Source organism: Leptospira kmetyi serovar Malaysia str. Bejo-Iso9, from assembly GCF_000243735.2.
Classification (GTDB): Bacteria; Spirochaetota; Leptospiria; order Leptospirales; family Leptospiraceae; genus Leptospira; species Leptospira kmetyi.
Window position 1 is genome coordinate 3,465,461 of sequence record NZ_AHMP02000003.1, and the last position, 15,985, is coordinate 3,481,445.

Annotated in this window: 16 protein-coding genes; 11 read left to right on the forward strand and 5 right to left on the reverse strand. The window is 45.1% G+C overall.

Translation table 11 applies throughout. The annotated features are described in order from the left end of the window. Positions 1 to 181: 181 nt before the first annotated feature. From LEP1GSC052_RS18740 to LEP1GSC052_RS18765, 6 genes are all read left to right on the forward strand, one after another. Complete coding sequence (locus LEP1GSC052_RS18740; RefSeq protein ID WP_010572727.1) at positions 182 to 1,990, forward strand: penicillin-binding protein; 1,809 nt, start codon at positions 182 to 184, stop codon at positions 1,988 to 1,990. 18 nt (positions 1,991 to 2,008) lie between these two features. Beyond that, on the forward strand, positions 2,009 to 3,991 hold the full coding sequence (locus tag LEP1GSC052_RS18745; RefSeq protein ID WP_020986156.1) for a motility associated factor glycosyltransferase family protein: 1,983 nt from the start codon (positions 2,009 to 2,011) through the stop codon (positions 3,989 to 3,991). Between the two features lie 245 nt (positions 3,992 to 4,236). Then, positions 4,237 to 4,620 (forward strand): phasin-related domain-containing protein, encoded by a 384-nt coding sequence (locus LEP1GSC052_RS18750; RefSeq protein ID WP_020986005.1) that lies wholly within the window; start codon positions 4,237 to 4,239, stop codon positions 4,618 to 4,620. Positions 4,621 to 4,727: 107 nt separating this feature from the next. Further along, complete coding sequence (locus LEP1GSC052_RS18755) at positions 4,728 to 5,549, forward strand: hypothetical protein (RefSeq protein ID WP_010572725.1); 822 nt, start codon at positions 4,728 to 4,730, stop codon at positions 5,547 to 5,549. A gap of 35 nt (positions 5,550 to 5,584) precedes the next feature. Beyond that, positions 5,585 to 6,376 carry a glycerophosphodiester phosphodiesterase gene (locus tag LEP1GSC052_RS18760; RefSeq protein WP_010572724.1) on the forward strand — a complete coding sequence of 264 codons (792 nt, stop codon included), beginning with the start codon at positions 5,585 to 5,587 and terminating at the stop codon, positions 6,374 to 6,376. Between the two features lie 79 nt (positions 6,377 to 6,455). Further along, positions 6,456 to 7,505 (forward strand): alpha/beta hydrolase family protein, encoded by a 1,050-nt coding sequence (locus tag LEP1GSC052_RS18765; RefSeq protein WP_010572723.1) that lies wholly within the window; start codon positions 6,456 to 6,458, stop codon positions 7,503 to 7,505. Positions 7,506 to 7,546: 41 nt separating this feature from the next. Here LEP1GSC052_RS18765 and LEP1GSC052_RS18770 read toward each other — a convergent pair whose 3' ends face one another. Next, on the reverse strand, positions 7,547 to 7,978 hold the full coding sequence (locus LEP1GSC052_RS18770; protein WP_010572722.1) for an SET domain-containing protein: 432 nt from the start codon (positions 7,976 to 7,978) through the stop codon (positions 7,547 to 7,549). Positions 7,979 to 8,105: 127 nt separating this feature from the next. On the opposite strand from LEP1GSC052_RS18770, the gene LEP1GSC052_RS18775 reads away from it, so the two are divergent. The 4 genes from LEP1GSC052_RS18775 (at position 8,106) to LEP1GSC052_RS18790 (ending at position 9,794) form a co-directional block, all read left to right on the forward strand. Beyond that, entirely contained in the window at positions 8,106 to 8,594 is a 489-nt protein-coding gene (locus LEP1GSC052_RS18775; protein WP_010572721.1) for an RNA pyrophosphohydrolase, read from the forward strand. After that, positions 8,594 to 9,028 (forward strand): globin domain-containing protein, encoded by a 435-nt coding sequence (locus tag LEP1GSC052_RS18780; protein ID WP_010572720.1) that lies wholly within the window; start codon positions 8,594 to 8,596, stop codon positions 9,026 to 9,028. The genes LEP1GSC052_RS18775 and LEP1GSC052_RS18780 overlap by 1 nt, the downstream gene beginning before the upstream one ends. Before the next feature lie 2 nt (positions 9,029 to 9,030). Beyond that, positions 9,031 to 9,318 (forward strand): acylphosphatase, encoded by a 288-nt coding sequence (locus tag LEP1GSC052_RS18785; protein WP_010572719.1) that lies wholly within the window; start codon positions 9,031 to 9,033, stop codon positions 9,316 to 9,318. Between the two features lie 83 nt (positions 9,319 to 9,401). Beyond that, on the forward strand, positions 9,402 to 9,794 hold the full coding sequence (locus tag LEP1GSC052_RS18790; protein WP_125184793.1) for a hypothetical protein: 393 nt from the start codon (positions 9,402 to 9,404) through the stop codon (positions 9,792 to 9,794). A 25-nt stretch (positions 9,795 to 9,819) separates the two neighbouring features. Here the strand turns inward: LEP1GSC052_RS18790 and LEP1GSC052_RS18795 are convergent, their stop codons facing one another. After that, positions 9,820 to 11,415 (reverse strand): hypothetical protein, encoded by a 1,596-nt coding sequence (locus tag LEP1GSC052_RS18795; RefSeq protein ID WP_010572717.1) that lies wholly within the window; start codon positions 11,413 to 11,415, stop codon positions 9,820 to 9,822. Positions 11,416 to 11,648: 233 nt separating this feature from the next. On the opposite strand from LEP1GSC052_RS18795, the gene LEP1GSC052_RS18800 reads away from it, so the two are divergent. Beyond that, positions 11,649 to 12,641: an aldo/keto reductase gene (locus LEP1GSC052_RS18800; RefSeq protein WP_100756144.1), complete on the forward strand. Its 993-nt coding sequence runs from the start codon at positions 11,649 to 11,651 to the stop codon at positions 12,639 to 12,641. Here LEP1GSC052_RS18800 and LEP1GSC052_RS18805 read toward each other — a convergent pair. The 3 genes from LEP1GSC052_RS18805 to LEP1GSC052_RS18815 are packed head-to-tail and all read right to left on the reverse strand — an operon-like array spanning position 12,626 to position 15,937. Then, positions 12,626 to 13,345: a potassium channel family protein gene (locus tag LEP1GSC052_RS18805; protein ID WP_010572715.1), complete on the reverse strand. Its 720-nt coding sequence runs from the start codon at positions 13,343 to 13,345 to the stop codon at positions 12,626 to 12,628. The genes LEP1GSC052_RS18800 and LEP1GSC052_RS18805 overlap by 16 nt on opposite strands. 10 nt (positions 13,346 to 13,355) lie before the next feature. Further along, positions 13,356 to 15,155: a TrkH family potassium uptake protein gene (locus LEP1GSC052_RS18810; RefSeq protein WP_010572714.1), complete on the reverse strand. Its 1,800-nt coding sequence runs from the start codon at positions 15,153 to 15,155 to the stop codon at positions 13,356 to 13,358. After that, positions 15,155 to 15,937 (reverse strand): hypothetical protein, encoded by a 783-nt coding sequence (locus tag LEP1GSC052_RS18815; RefSeq protein ID WP_010572713.1) that lies wholly within the window; start codon positions 15,935 to 15,937, stop codon positions 15,155 to 15,157. Before LEP1GSC052_RS18815 ends, LEP1GSC052_RS18810 begins: the two co-directional genes overlap by 1 nt. Positions 15,938 to 15,985 lie beyond the last annotated feature (48 nt).

The following is a 15,985-nucleotide window of genomic DNA, read 5'->3' on the forward strand; positions in this document are numbered from 1 at the left end:
TACCACAGGTTCCGAAACAGGACAAAATCTGCCTCAAATTCGATTCTTCGTCAAGCCGAATTCGTTAAAACAGAATAAAATCCTCTATAGCAGAAGCACAAGCCATACAAATCAGGAACGGTTTGGACCGGAAAACAAGACTTTCCGAATTTAAAGGATCCGACGATCTTATCAATACAGGATGAATTCTCGCAAAACTCGGCTCACGATTCTATTTTCTTTTATCTGCATTCTTTTCTGCATTCTCATAGGAAGAGTTGTCTTTCTTACCTTTTTCAACGAAAGAGAAGTCATTTTGAAAACGGGCGATCGAATCATGCGCGGAGCGATTTACGATCGAAGAGGAATCGAACTCGCGATGACGGTCGACTCCGCGACGATCGGAATTTATCCCGCAAACATCTACGACCCGAACTTCACCGCGGTCCAACTCGCGCCATATTTGGAAATGTCGCCCGATAAGATCGAAGCGATGATCCGGGAAAAAAGCCGCTACTTCTTACTCAAACGCGAGATCGACGAAACTCTCGGAAACAAAATCATGGATCTTGCGCTTCCCGGCGTTCGAAGAGAAAGAGAATACAAACGAGTTTATCCGCACGGAATTCTCGCTTCCAGTCTTGTCGGATTTACGGGAATGGACGACGACCGCGCTCTTTCCGGATTGGAAGTTCAATACAACCAAGACTTGATGACTCCGACCGAATCTGATTCTTCGAGAGGAAGTAATCTTCATCTCACGATCGACGGGTTGATTCAATACAAACTCGAAAAGGCTCTCGGCAAAAGATTCGAGGAAACCGGTTCCAAAAAAGCGATCGGAATTCTTATGGAAATCAACACCGGAAAAATATTGGCTTCGGCTTCTTTTCCCGCGTTCGATCCCAATCAATACAACGAATCCGGGGAAGATTCGCATACGAACTGGGCGATCCGTCACGTCTACGAACCCGGTTCCACGATGAAAATTTTTCTGGCCTCGGTTTTATATAATGAAAATCTAATACGTCCGGACGAGAAGTTTCATTGTCCGGGTTACGTCGAACTCGGTAAAACCAAGATCAAGTGTACGGACGCGCACGGACATTTGAACTTGGAGGAGATTCTTCAATATTCCTGCAACGTGGGAATCATCAAGGCTTCTCAAAGAATTCCCGAACCGCTGCTTTACGATTATATGAAGAAGTTTCAGTTCGGTGAAAAGACCGGATTCTTACCCAACGAATCCGTCGGATACTTTCCTCCTCTGAAAAAATGGACGCCTGCGACTTCTATGTTTATGGCGATCGGACAAGGGATTTCCGTAACTCCGATTCAACTCGTAGCTTCGGCGGCGTCCGTGGTAAACGGAGGGAGAATGTTGACTCCTCGCGTGGTTTCACATTTCAGCGATTCTTACGGAGAAATTCTTCACGAATTCAAAACGCAGGAATCTCCGATCGGAATCCGAGAATACACGACGGAAAGAATTTTAAGAGCGATGACAAGAGTCGTTCAATCGGGAACCGGAAAGAACGCATACATTCAAGAATATTCGATCGCGGGAAAAACGGGAACGGGTCAAAAGGCAGTATCGGGAAAAGGTTATGTCGAAGGTTTGTGGTCCGCTTCCTTCTTGGGGTTTTTTCCCGCGGAAAGACCGAAGATTGTGGGTTTGATTCTTTTTGACGAACCGAAGGGAGGAACTCATTCGGGCGGAGGTTTGGCGGCTCCCGTTTTCAAAGAGGTCGTAGAAAACATCATTCCGATCATCGAACAAGGGGAAAGAACGGTTAACGTTTCTCTCAAACGTTTTCAAAGAAAGAATATAAAACCCGCCGAAATCGGAGAGATTCCCGATCTGATCGGAAAGAGCAAAAGAGAAGCGCTTGAGATCGTAAGACCTCTGGGGATTCCCGTTAAATTTCACGGAAGCGGTTTTTGTTATGAACAGGAACCCGCGCCCGGAAAAAAAGTCCAAGAAGGAAGACTCAATCTTTACTTTAAATAAAGAATATATTCTAAAATTATGATGTATTCAGACGTCGACGAAACGATTCTCCGAAAAAACCTGAAGGGTTTGTCCGATTCCAATCCGTCTCTCGGAGAAAAAATTTCCCAAGCGGTTTTGGATTCGCGAGCGGCGGAGAACGCTTCGGACGCGGTTTCTACGAGTGCGCCCGCATCCAACGTTCCTTCGACTTTGACGTCTTCGTCTTCCTTCGAAATCAAAACGTCTAAAACCGGGCTTCCCGTTCTCGTTGCGGATGGGATTGCGCTTCACAGTTTGATGGATCCGATTACGGAATCAAAGCGGCTTTTGGACGGATTGAAAAAAGAGGACGAAGAAAGGGTCTTTCTTTTTTTCGGGGCAGGGCTCGGTTACGTGGTTCAAGAAACTCTAAAGTTTAAAAACGTGACCGCTGTTTGGATGGAAGCCGATCCCGAAATTCTACGTTATGCGCTTTCTCTGTTTGATTACTCGGAATTATTGGAATCGGGAAAACTGAAAATTCTTTTGACCCCTCTTTTGGAACAGGATCTTTACGCGGCGTTTCGCGGAATTTCCGGATTTCCGATCAGCTTTATCCCGCATCGGGGAAGCAATCAGTGGAAAAAAGATTCTTACGAAGAACTTCGTTTTATCGCGGAAGGTTTTTTTCACAAAAAAGACGTGAACATTTCCACGCTCACCCGTTTCGAAAGAATCTGGACGCGGAATTTTATTTCCAATCTTCCCGAACTCGCTGACATGAAACCGATCGTTTCCTTGTTCGGGGTTTGCCGAGGGAAAACGGATATTCTCGTCTGCGGAGCGGGGCCGTCCCTGATTCTTTCCCTTGATGAAATTCGAATATTCAGAAATAATTATATTCTGATCGCGGTCGACACGGCGCTTATGGTTCTATGGAATGCGGGGATCGATCCCGATTTGGTTTTTTCCGTGGACCCCCAGGCCCTCAACACAAAATATTTGGAAGGTTATACCGGAAGCGCGAGAATCGTTTTCGATCCGACTTCCTCGTATCATTCTCTCCGACTTCCCGGAACGTTTAAGAACGGTTTTTTTACTTCGTCTCCGTTTCCTTTGATCCGAATTCTTTCATCGAAGCCCGAAGAGGAAATCGGCGCCGTCGACTTCGGGGGTTCCGTCTCCACGAACGCGGTAAGTCTTGCCGAAAAGATGGAAGCAAGGAACATTCTTTTGGTCGGACAGGATCTTTCCTTTCCGGATAAACTTGCGCATTGCAAAGGCGCGGTTCTCGAAGAAAGGCTCAATCATATCGAATCCAGAAAGTTCAGAAGAGAATATCACAATCATAAACAGATGACCGCCCTTCCCGTAAAACGCGCGCGTTCGATTCGAGGCGGTGAATTGAGAACCAACGAAAAACTTTTGATCTTTAAAAAGTGGTTCGAAGATCATCCGAAAAAAAATCCTTGGTTCAACTTCGGAAAGGACGGGGTTGTTTTGGAAGGAATTCCCGGCGCGAACTTCGCGGAATATATTCAAAAAAACGAATGTGATCCGAAAACGGTTCGGTCCGTTCGGGATCGCATCCTTCAAATCGCGGACGAACCCGCGCACGCACGAACCGCACATAAAATCGAAAACGAACTGAAGAAATTATTCGAACAACTCAAGGGTTTCTCGGAAAAAGTAACACGGGGAAGAATTCTTTCCGAACGTTTGTATTCTCAAATCCGCGCCGAAGATAAGTTCAAGGATCAGATTCTCAAAAATCTGAAAGAGATGGACGGGATCGACGAAGAGGTTTCCTCTCGCAAAGGTTTGACCGAAATTTTAGGAATGAGCATTCAAAGAACGGTTCTGATGATCACCGAAGGTTATGAAGGCGGTCTTACTTTAGAAGAAAAGAAAAACGAAAGACTCGGAATCGCAAAAAAAAGTCTGCTTTTGTACCAAGGTTTGGAAGACGCTTGTAAGCTTCATTCTAAACAAATCGGAAAGGCGATCGCTCGAATTTCCGATCCGAAATTTGAAACGTAAAAGGAATATTCCAAATTTAGAATATTTCTTTCACGACCCGGCCGGGCCGGTCTCGTCGGTCTTCCGACCAAACTCCCATAAATCAAAAAATGCCGAAACATCGGCGTTTAATCAAATAAGCAAAGATTCTAGAAAAATCCTAAATTTAGGAAATTTTTTCTTTTTTTAGGTTGACCGAAATTGTGCGGTGCAATACAAAAGGATTGTGCGATGCACAAAGAATCGATCTCAAGGAGAAAAATCGAATGGAAAAGCAAATTCTAGATGTTCTGAATGCGGGTCTTGGACTCATCAAAGCTGGTCAAGAAGGTCTGGGTAAAGCGAAAGCTGATCTCGAAAAAACCTATTTGGAGCTTGTTACTAAGGGTGCTTCCGACAATTCCGAAGCGACTGTAAAAATCCGCGAAACCGTTGATAAAGTAATCAACGATATCAAAGAAGTTAGCTCCGTTGCCGGAAAGAACTACGAAGAAACCAGAGCTAAGATCATCGAGAACTACAACAAAATTACCGAAGAGATCAAAAACAAAATCCCTGAAGGCCAAATCGAAGCTGTAAAAGCAAAAATTAACGAAGTGGCTGAAGCGATCAAAAACACCACTTCCGGTAAAGCTGCCGCTTCTAAATAAGAATCGTAACTTTCCCTCTCGGGCGGGGCTTAAACCCGCCTGAACCCTTTCTTCCTTACCTTCCTTTCTCTTGACAACGCCTTCTGCTTCGATACACTCTTTTTCCTATGAACAAATCCTATGCGTTGATTTCTTGTATCGTTCTCATTCTTCTTTCGTTTCATAATTTATTTTCGCAGAACATCGTTCCCGTTCCTTCGCAACAACAAGAACAGGATAAAAACGATTCGGATCGGAATCTGAATTCGGATTCCCAAAAGGATTCGAACGCGAACGCGGCTTCGAATCCGAAATCTCCTTCTCAAAAAGAAATCCGAATGAAACGAAAATTCTTCTTCGGAGGAATTTATTTTCCGGGTTACGGTTCCGCGATTTTAGGTTGGAACGCTTGGAAGAACGTTTCCATCGGATTTCAATACTATTCCAACTTTTCCAGAACGAACGCCGATTTCGATTCGAGATATTCTTACTTTGTAGGTTACGGAATGGCGAGACAATCCGATCGGGAATCCAAGGCAGCGGGCGGAGGAATTTTTTTGAATTACTTTCTGGCCGATTCTTCCGTTTATATTCCGATCGCGTTCGGCGGAGAATACTTTAGAAATACTAGATACGATCAGTTTATCGACACGACCGGCGCGCAGTCGTATCGTTCGGAGCGGGTTCATCTGGATTACGGTCCGCGTTATTACGCGGGAACGGGTTTGGGAGTTCGTCATCAACTCGAATCGGGATTCTTTTTCGGATTCGAAGTTCTTTTGAGGGCGTTCGCTCCGTATCATAAAAACGTTACGATCGATTCCTTGGATTACGCAAATCGTCCCGCGACCGTTACGGATTATTGGCTACGAAAAGAAGAGATCAAACGAGATCACGCGGGAAAAGTCTACGACGCGGGTTTCGATTTTGCGGTCGGTTTTTCGTATTAACACATCAGATAAATAGAATATACAAAGAATAGAATATGATTGAGAATCTACAAACCCGCTCCGATCTCAAAAAACCGCTCGTATTCGCCCATCGCGGTTTCAGCGGAGAATTTCCCGAAAACACGATGATCGCGTTCCGCAAAGCGATCGATGCGAAAGCGGATCTGATCGAACTGGACGTAACCCTTTCCGAGGATCGGGAAGTGATCGTCATTCACGACGACGATCTGGATCGGACGACAAAACTTGTGGGAAACGTTCGTAGGTTCGAATCGGGAATATTAAGCGAATTGGACGCGGGTTCCTGGTTTTCCAAAAAATTCAGAAAGGAAAAAATTCCGTTCTTACGGGACGTTCTTTTGTTGATTCGAAAATCGAAAACGGATCTGAACATAGAAATCAAATCGACCGGGATGGATTTTTTCGTGGACGCCCGTTCCATCGAAGTTAAGGTTTTGGATCTGCTTCGCCAAAGCAAACTCGAGGATCGGATCGTTATCTCTTCCTTTTCCTGGGAATGTTTGGAGAGAATCCGAACCCTTCATCCAAAAATCAAGTTAGGCGTTCTTGTCGGAGACGAAAGCGGAAACGTGGAAGAGGCTTTGGCTTTCGCCGAAAAAGTCGGAGCTTGGAGCGTTCATCCTTCCACGGAAGACGCTTCGGAAGAGAATTTAAAACGAATTGTGGAAAAGAATTTTTTGAGCGTCGTCTACACCGTAAACAAAACCGAAGAGATGAAACGTTACTTAGGTCGCGGTGCGGACGGACTTTTTACCAATTTCCCGAAGGACATGCGGAAATTATTGAGGTCGGAATTCTTCCCTTGAAGTTGAATTGTAACTTCGTCGTAATCAATATCCAACATAAATCCTTCAAATTTTACATTTAGGAACATCACTCGTATCTATGAAAAATTTTTTCTCCGCGATTCGTTTCGCACTCAACACACGCAATAATTCCGCGAAAGGAATCTCGGAAGAGGAACTTCAACTCACGATCGGAAAAGAATCCGTGGGCGTTCTTAAATTCTTTCCCGAAAACAAAACGAAGTTCAAAGGAACCATTCTCGCTGTGAACGGAATGGCTTATCTCGGAAATCAAGATCCTCGTTTTAAGGCGGTTTGCAGAGGAATGGCTTCCTGCGGCTTTTTGGTTTTTTCTCCTCAGATGCAGGAGATCAGCGAATTCAAAATCAAACTCGAAAGTATCGAAAAGATCAAAGGATTGATTTTGAATCTTTCCTCCGATCCGGAGTTTTGTCCCGATGGAAGAATTTCCTTATTAGCCCCTTCGTTTTCGGCGAGTATGGGTTTGATCGCGGCGGCCGAACCGGAAGTGGGTCAAAGGGTTAAATCGATTTGTACGATCGGCGCTTACGGAAACGTTCAAACGACTTTGGATTATCTGATGTCGGCCGAAGGTTCGGACGAGTATGGAAGAATGATTCTTCTTTGGAACTTCGTTCATTTCGGAATCGGTGAAAACGAAGAAGTGCGTAAGGCGTTACACGCGAGCATTTTGGACGGAAGTATTCTTAGGGAAGCTCCCGAACTTCCGAAGGTTCTTGAAAACATGGAGCCCGCAAATCGGGAAATCTTTTTTAAACTCAAAGAGGATAAGGAATATCGATCGGAGATCTGGGATAGAATCGTTCGTAACGCGGGGCCGTTCCGTTCTTTTTTACAGGATCTTCAGGTTTACAATAAACTTGAAGACTTAAGAGCTCATGTCGCTTTGATTCACGGTGTGGAGGACAACGTCGTTCCCGCTTCGGAATCGACTTTGATCTTGGAAAGATTGTTGGAAAGGGATCTTCCTCAAAACAGATCCAAGCTCGTGTTGACTCCGTTGATTTCTCACGGAGATATCGGTATTACTCTAAAGACATTGCCCGCTTTGTTCAATCTCTTGGGCGGCTTTGCGTTCTTTTTCCGTCACGCCGCCTCTAAGATTTAAGAATTAGGATCTAAGACTTAAGTTCAAGTTTCGGGGGAGAATCAGTTTCTTTCTACGGGATCGATGTCCGTATTGATCCAATACTCGTCGCCGTAGTCGAAGAACAATTCTTCCCCGGCCTTTACTTTACGGATGGCTTCGAATCTCGCGGTCTTCCATCGAACCGATACGACTAACTTTACGTTCGGCTTCGTACTATGGTTCATAAATCGCGTATAATTGCTTTCTTTGCCTTCTCCGTAAATCCAATGATCCTTGCAGATCCAGAGTAAGTATTTGGATTCGCAGTATTTGGAGGAGTTCGCTATCTTATCCGTGAGAATTTTACCGGTATAATATCCGATCGTATCGCCTTTGTTTACGTTTTCTTTCGGGAAGAGCCCCATTCCGATTCCGGGAATGGACGAAGCTTTGATTTCAAAATCCTTTTCTTTAAAGATGCGTGAACGGGAAGACTTATTACGTAATTGCATTGCGAAACTCAAACTCCTAAACGATAAGGATCTATGTGTATGATTCCCAAGAGAGTATAAAATTTGCAACTGAATTCCATCTCTAAAACTTCTTGTCATAGAAAAGCTAGAGAGGGAGCCTACTCGTATGGAAAAACCGTACAGAAAGAATGTCGGGATGGTCGTGTTCAATTCTCGCGGAGAAGTATTGGTGGGAGAACGATTGAACTTTCTCGGCTCGTGGCAATTTCCTCAAGGCGGGATCGACGAGGATGAAGACCCGATCCGAGCGGCTTTGAGAGAATTGTACGAAGAGGTCGGCGTCGATTCGGGTAAGATCGTTTCCGAATATCCGGATTGGATTCCTTATGATTTTCCGGAAAACCTTCCTCTCAATCGTCATCTTCAAAAATACAAGGGGCAACTTCAAAAATGGTTTCTGATCTATTGGGACGGGGAAGCCGCGGACTGCGACCTGGACGTTCACGAAAGGGAATTCGAAACGGTTCGATTTATACCGATCGAAAACACCTTGGATACGGTCGTCCCCTTTAAAAAAGACGTATATTATAAAATTGTAAACGACTTCGGGCCGAAGATCCGTTCGTTTTTGCAAGAGGCCGGGAACAAGTCGTGATGGAAGAAAGACCTCTTTTTATTCCTCCCGGCGGACCTCCGGGTCCCATTCCGGGTTTACAAACCGTTTTTCAAGCGGTTGGGGAGAATTCGATTCGCCAACTGGTTTCAGACTTTTACGATCAAATTCCGCAAAGCCCGATCGCTTTTATGTTTCCCGAAGGTTTGGAAGAGAGTAAAATTAAATCCGCCGATTTTTTGATTCAAGTAACGGGAGGTCCTCCGTTGTATTCTCAGAACTACGGACCTCCGAGAATGCGTGCGAGACATCTTCCGTTTCCGATCGACGAAAAGGCGAGAAGGGTTTGGCTTTCCTGTTATCGAAAGGCTTTGGACGATTGGAACGCGGATTCTTCCGTTAAGGAAATTCTTTGGAATTTTTTTAAGGACTTTTCCGCGTGGATGGTGAACTTGGAGAGCAAAACGGAGGAATAAGAATGGGATCCAAAAATAATTCGAGAGCGAAGATCTTAGTGCGCGGAAAAGTGCAGGGCGTGGGGTTCCGCTATTATATTCTCCAGAGAGCGCAAGAATGTAGACTCAGCGGATTCACTCAAAATCTTCCGGGCGGAGAAGTGGAAACCGTGGTCGAAGGCGATAAAATGTTCATCGAAGATCTTTACAAAGCGATTCAAAGAGGACCGAAGGGTTCGGAAATCAAAGAAGCCGTTATTTCTTGGGAAGAACCGAAAGGGAACTTTAGAACTTTCGAAATTAAAAAGTGATTCTATTCTCGATTTCTGTTCTAGTTTTCGCGCTCTTTTTTCTGGTTTTGTATCCTGCATTCTTTCGTTCGAGAATTTCTTTTATGGGAATCGTTTTTCTTATACTTTCTATTTCGTTTATCGCGTTTGTGATTTTCAACGGAGTCACATCCGTATGGGACATCATGGAATATTTATCGTATTTTTTTATGGCCCTCGGCGGTTTTTATTTCCTTAAACTTTTATTGGGTTTGTTTGGGCCCGACTCCAAAAGAAAACGAAACGAAAACAACTCGAACGATTGGAGCACGAGCATGGATTCGGGTAGCTTGAACCATTTTGGAAATTCAATCGACTCGGAAAACTCAAACCATTCTTCTTTTTGGGATTGGATCGGCGGCGATTCGGGAGATTCCGGTAGTTCCGATGGAAGCGACGGCGGCGGTGATTCCGGGGGAGGAGACGGCGGAGGCGGGGACGGCGGTGGAGGAGATTGAAACTCGAATTTGATTTCCGTTTCGTCTAACGCGAGCGAGGTTTGGATTTCGGATCGGGCGCAACCTCGGTCACTGCGTTTTCGGAATCGATCAACGTTTCGCTCAACCATTCCGCTCGGATCTTTTCCAGTTGTTTCTTTCGATTTTCCTTATATGCGATTTCCCTGCTGAGTTGTTCGAACTGGGTGATCGATTCCTCGTGTTCCAAGGAACTTTCGAGCAATCCGTACGCTCCCAAGAAATTTAACACCCTCGAAAACCAGGAAAGATTTTCCTTATAACAGGTATATTTCAGACGAAGCAAGGCCGGTTTGAAATCCGGATGCGAATACAAATGTCCGAGAACGCTTTTTTCCTTTTTCAAAAGATATAAGAAATTCCTAATGAGATCCGTTTTGAAGGAATATTTCTCCGTCATCAATCGAATCAAGGAAAGAATGGTGTCGTCCTTTTTGTTGCAAAGACAGGCGATCTTTTTTCCCTTTTCGTACCAATCGCAGGAAATACAATCCGGATCTCTTTTGAGATTGTCCACGATCGAATACGAAAACTCTCGATCCTCGTCGAGATTGATCGTGACGAACTGCGAAAGGGTTTGATTCTTCATCGACATCATCGTCTTGAGCATCTTGATCGATTTGAGTTCTTCCGCGGACGCTCGGATGTTCCTTTCCTGGTCGTGTTTTTTGGAAATGTAGTTGGCGAGTATTAGAAAATCCTGAAACGATTGGGGAATTAAATCCTCCAGAGATTCTCCTATGATTTTCAATTCGTCCTGTACGAATTTTTCCTCGATCCCGGAGATCGGCCCGACGTGATTCGGATCGATTACGATCTCTTTTCTGTATTCGGAAACGAGTCTCCAGGCTTCCGGAAATCGCTCTTTAAGTCTTTTGGAGAATTGATTGAGATAATAACCTTTTAGGATGTCGAACGCCTTGCCCGAAAGTTCGTCTGCGACGTGAAACAATCCGGTCGTTTTTGTGACGGCAATATATTCACTTTCTTGAATGTTTTCGAGGATAAAACGGATCGAATCGGCGACGGTTTCCTCCTTTAAAAGTTCCTCGAACGTGAAGGAATGAATCCACTTCTTGATGCTGAACGATTCTTTGACGAAATTCCCCGCCGCCGTTCCCGCGATCAGATATTCGAATATGGATACGAGTTCGCTGATCTGGAACGGTTCGCACCCGAGAATGTAGTTCTGAATCGCAAACGCGGATTTACTGAGGCTGTTGAGATAGATTTCCTTGAGATTTTCACGGTTCGATTTCTTAAATTCTTTTTCGGATACGAGACAAAGACAAACCGTAAGTTGGCTCGTTTCTGGAAGAAATTTAAATTCCGGAAAAACGAAAATCAGATTTTCGTCCGAAAGTTTTTTCAACGTGTTTACGTAGATGGGTTTGGAACCTTCGTCCTTCCACACTTTCAGAATCTTACCGGAAAAAAATCCTTCCAAGGTCGTGTGATTTCGGATCTGATACAGGATTTCAATTTCTTTCGGACTTAGGAAGATAGCTTCCTGAGCGGTCGCGTCGGCTTCGTTCTTCAGATATAAATACGAAGGCATGAGGTCTTGGTATTTTTCATGATCGTAAAGCGAATCCGTATCCAAAAACGCACCTCTTGCAACGAACGTAAAACGAAGACTTAACGATTTTATATTACATAGAAATCGAAAATAGCAAAAAAAATATTCCAAGGAATTAATATACGGGTATAAAATCGAAGGATTCCGAATTCGGATCGGAATCGTTTAGGGTTGCGTTCGCTTAATAAAATGCCATATTTGGCATTGTCATACTTGGGGGAAATTCCTTGAAAAAAAGAAGATTGGGTAAGTCCGGAATGGTCGTTTCGGAAATCTGTATGGGAACGATGACCTTCGGTTCCACTTGCGACGAAGCGGAGGCGTTTCGAATCTTAGACAGGGCTTACGAGGCCGGGATCGACTTTTATGATATGGCTGAAATTTATCCGGTTCCGCCTGATGCGAGTTACGTGCACGAAACGGAAAAGATTTTCGGCAAATGGTTGAGAACGAAAAAGAGAGATTCGGTTTTGATCGCTACGAAGGTCTGCGGTCCGGGGCACGGTTGGTTCGTTCCGCCGGTTCGAGAAGGAAAGACCGCGCTCGATCGAAGAAATATCCGAGTCGCGATCGAAGGAAGTCTTCACAGACTCGGAACGGATTATGTGGATCTGTATCAAACTCATTGGCCCGATAACGATTTCGGTTACGAGGAAACTCTCGAAGTTCTCACGGAGTTGATTCACGAAGGAAAGGTTCGTTATATCGGCAACAGCAACGAAACCCCTTGGGGAATGATGAAAAGTCTCGCGGTTTCCGAACGATTCGGATTCTCGCGTTACGAATCCATTCAGAATAATTTCAGCATATTAAACCGAAGATTCGAAGACGCGTTAGCCGACATCTGTAAAAGGGAAAGTGTGAGTCTTCTGTCTTATTCTCCTTTGGCCGGAGGAGTTCTCACCGGAAAATACAATTCTCCCGATCCTCCGCAAAACGCGAGGTTCAGCCGTTATCTTAGCGCGAGTTCTCCCGAACGACAAAGAAGGATGGCGCATCGTTTTTTAAACGAAGGCACGTTAGCTTCCACTGCGAAGCTCGAAAAGATCGCGCAGGAAGCGGGAATGTCCGCGACGGTTCTCGCGGTGGCTTGGTCCAAACAACACGACTTCGTCGCGTCTACGATCATAGGCGCGAATACGGCGGAACAGTTGGAGGAAAGTCTTAAAGCCGCGAACGTGATTCTTCCCGACGACGTTTTGAAAAAGATTGACGAGGTTTCGAAAGAGATTCCTTATCCGATGGGATAAGCGTTCGTAAATTTTTTGATACTTTCCGAACTTCCGAATAGGATCAGAATTTCCTTCTCTTGGAAAACCGTTTTCGAATCCGGAAGAAAGACGGAACCTTCCCGAATCTTCGAATCGTCTCCGTTCGAATCCGCTTTTCTTACGGCGACGAGATTGAGTTGGAATTTTTCTCGAAGATTCAATTCTTTTAATGTTTTTCCGTAAAGATGCGAAGATATCTCCACTTCGAAAAGGCTGTATTCTTCGCTTAACAAAGTCGCCTTTCTGACTCCCTGATAACTGAGTTGTTCCGCCATGGAAGCGGCGGCTCTTTCCTCGGGATTGAACAGTTTTTCGATTCCGATCATCTGAAGAATTTTTCGATTCACTTCGGAATGATAACGAACGTGAAGAGAATCAAGATTCATTTCCTTTAAATGATACGCGGTCGTGATCAAGGATTCGAAATTTTCCGCGAGCGCGACGACGATCTCGTCCATGTCTTCCAGATCCAATTCTTCCAAAGAGGATTTGTTGCTCGTGTCCACACAAACCGCCAAGGCGCAGTGATCCTTGATCTCTTCGATGACCTTGATGTCCCTGTCGATGGCGGTAACTTCGTGGCCGTTTTCGTTGAGATAAATCACGAGAGCCTTTCCGAATTCTCCCAAGCCGATGACCGCGATTCTTTTCTTACGGGTTTTGTTTTTTCTTTTGGTCGTCACGACGCGCCTCCTATCCGACGATAATCGATTCTTCCGGATATGTAAGACCGGATTTTTTTCCCTTAGGAACGAACGCGATGAGGATCGTCAACATTCCCACGCGACCGCAAAACATCGTAAAACAGATCAGAAGTTTTCCGGGTGAGGTCAAAGAGGAAGTGATCCCTCTCGAAAGTCCCGCGGTTCCGAACGCGGAAACGACCTCGTAACAAAGATCGATGAAGGCCGCGTTCTCCGTACAGGTCAAAAAGAAAATTCCGAAGAAGATCAGAAACAAGGAAACCAAAATTCCGGCCGAAGCCCTGGAAACGGAACCGGAGGAGATTCTTCTTCCGAACATTTCCAAATCCTCTTTGCCTCGGATATGATTGAACAACTGGAGAATGGAAACCGCGAGCGTCGTCGTTTTAATCCCGCCTCCGGTGGAATTCGGAGAAGCCCCCACCCACATCAGAAACAAGGAAACGAATACCATCGGAATTCCCATTTTAGAAATACTTAATGTATTAAAACCCGCCGTCCTCGTGCTCACCGAATAAAAAAGAGAATGGAAAATTCCGTCTCCGGTTTCGAGTCCGGCTAACGTGTTTTTAAATTCCAACACGTAATACGAAGCCGTGCCGAGCACGATCAAACCGAAAGACATCGTGAGGATCAACTTGGCTCCGAGTTCCATTCTTTTGGGAACGTCCCCGATCCGCAACGTCCAGTGAATCAGATGATGCACCGTGGGGAATCCGAGTCCGCCTAACACGATCAAGACCATCACCACGGATAAGAATCCTCTTTGATCCAGCATCCATTCGTTTTCGAATCCTTGCGGAAACGTGGAAAAACCCGCGTTGCAAAAAGAACTCACGGAATGAAAGAGAGAATGAAAGATCCGGTTTTTCAAATCCGTTTCGTTCGTATCGGGATACGATAAAAAAATCAATAAGGCGCCTAACGCTTCTATTAGAAAAGTCTGAAGCGCCACTTGTTTTAAAACGAAGGACGCTCTTCCCACGCTTTCCTGACTGAAAAGATCCTTGATGAGAAGTTTGTTCGTAACGCTGACCTGACCCGCCAAAAAGATCGCGAAAAAAACCGTAAGGGTCATCAGACCCAGACCGCCGATCTGGATCAAAACCATAAGAATCGTTTGTCCGGTTCCGGTGAGCGTCGTCGCGACGTTGATCGTGCTCAAACCGGTGACACAAACCGCGCTGACCACAGTGAAAAAAATATCGATCGTAGGAATCGAAACGGCTTGAGCTCTCGGCGCGGATAAGGCGAGCGTTCCGAGGAGAATCAAAATTCCGAAACTTCCCGTGATGACGAGAGAAGGACTGATTTGTCTGTAATTGAGAAGATCCGTTTTTCGGATCAGACGGGAAAAGTTGCTGAACAACAAAAAGATCTGACTGAAAGAAAGAAACGCCAAACTCGCGTCTTCTCCGCTCAAGGAGTTTAAGGTGAGAAGTTCGTAAATTTCCTGACTGATGATTTCCTGAAACACGAGAAGAAACACGACGACGGCTTCGGTGATATGCGTTTTGAGATATTCCAAAAGATTGCCGGTTACGAAAAGAAAGGACAAGGCCTCGTAGATCACGAGAGAAACCACGATGACGTTTACAAGAAGACGAATCCAATGCGTCCAAGAGTGGGGAAAATAAAATCCGTAGATAAGGATCAAAAGACAAAGAGAAACGAATCCGCAAAACGAATAATAGATTCTTAAATAAGAATGGATATGGGATTGATAAAAAAAGGCGGCCTTGCTTCGAGCATTCAAAAATCTGAATATACTTTCCTTTAAGGAAGTCATCAGAATCTGACGTTAAAAAGTGAAATCTCTAATTTGTATTCTCTTCCGGGAACGACCGAGGACGAGCCGGAAATCGGAATCGGTGTCGAGTTTCCGAAACCCAACGAATCCGCCGAGGTCGGTTCGACAGGAGGAGATTCGGGTTGATTCTCGCGTTTCATGGATTCGTATTCTCTCATATCGTGCCAAGCGTTTGCGAACGCGAGGGTCGTTCCGAACGTAAAAATAAAAATCGAACCGCCGAACGTTTTTTGAAATTTATGAACGCCGTTGACCTTCGCCGCGGAAGCGAGCGCATATCCCAAACCGAGTGTGATGGGAAGAGTCATAAAAAAGATGATCGAAAAACGACGAAAGGTCGTTTCGGTGTATTTTTCCTCTTCGTGAACTTGGTTCTGTCTTTTCTTTCGATCCGCTTGTTGCGCCTGTCTTTGCAGAATCGCTTCCACGTTGATGTCGCCCGTGAGAGGATTGATCAGATTCTCTTGTCCTCTTTCCACGTTCGGATTCGTGGTTCTTCGTAAACCGCCGGTTGCGGGAAACGGACTTTCAAAAGGAACCTGAGCGTTTTTCGGAGAAACCAAAACCGGTTTTTTAAACGTGGGAGGAATCGCGTATTCTTGATAACCGTCTCGGGTCGGAGAATCCTTATAGTTTCTCAAATTGAAATCATAAGGATCCGCAAAGTCCGTCTGACTTTGTGCAAGCCACGAGTTCGGATTCGCAAAGGAGAGAATCAACAGAACCGTAACCGGGCGGAACCAAGAGGTGAAACTGAACATGGTCTTTCTTCTACAATCTTCCCCGCGCGGGGCGAGGCAAGGATTTTT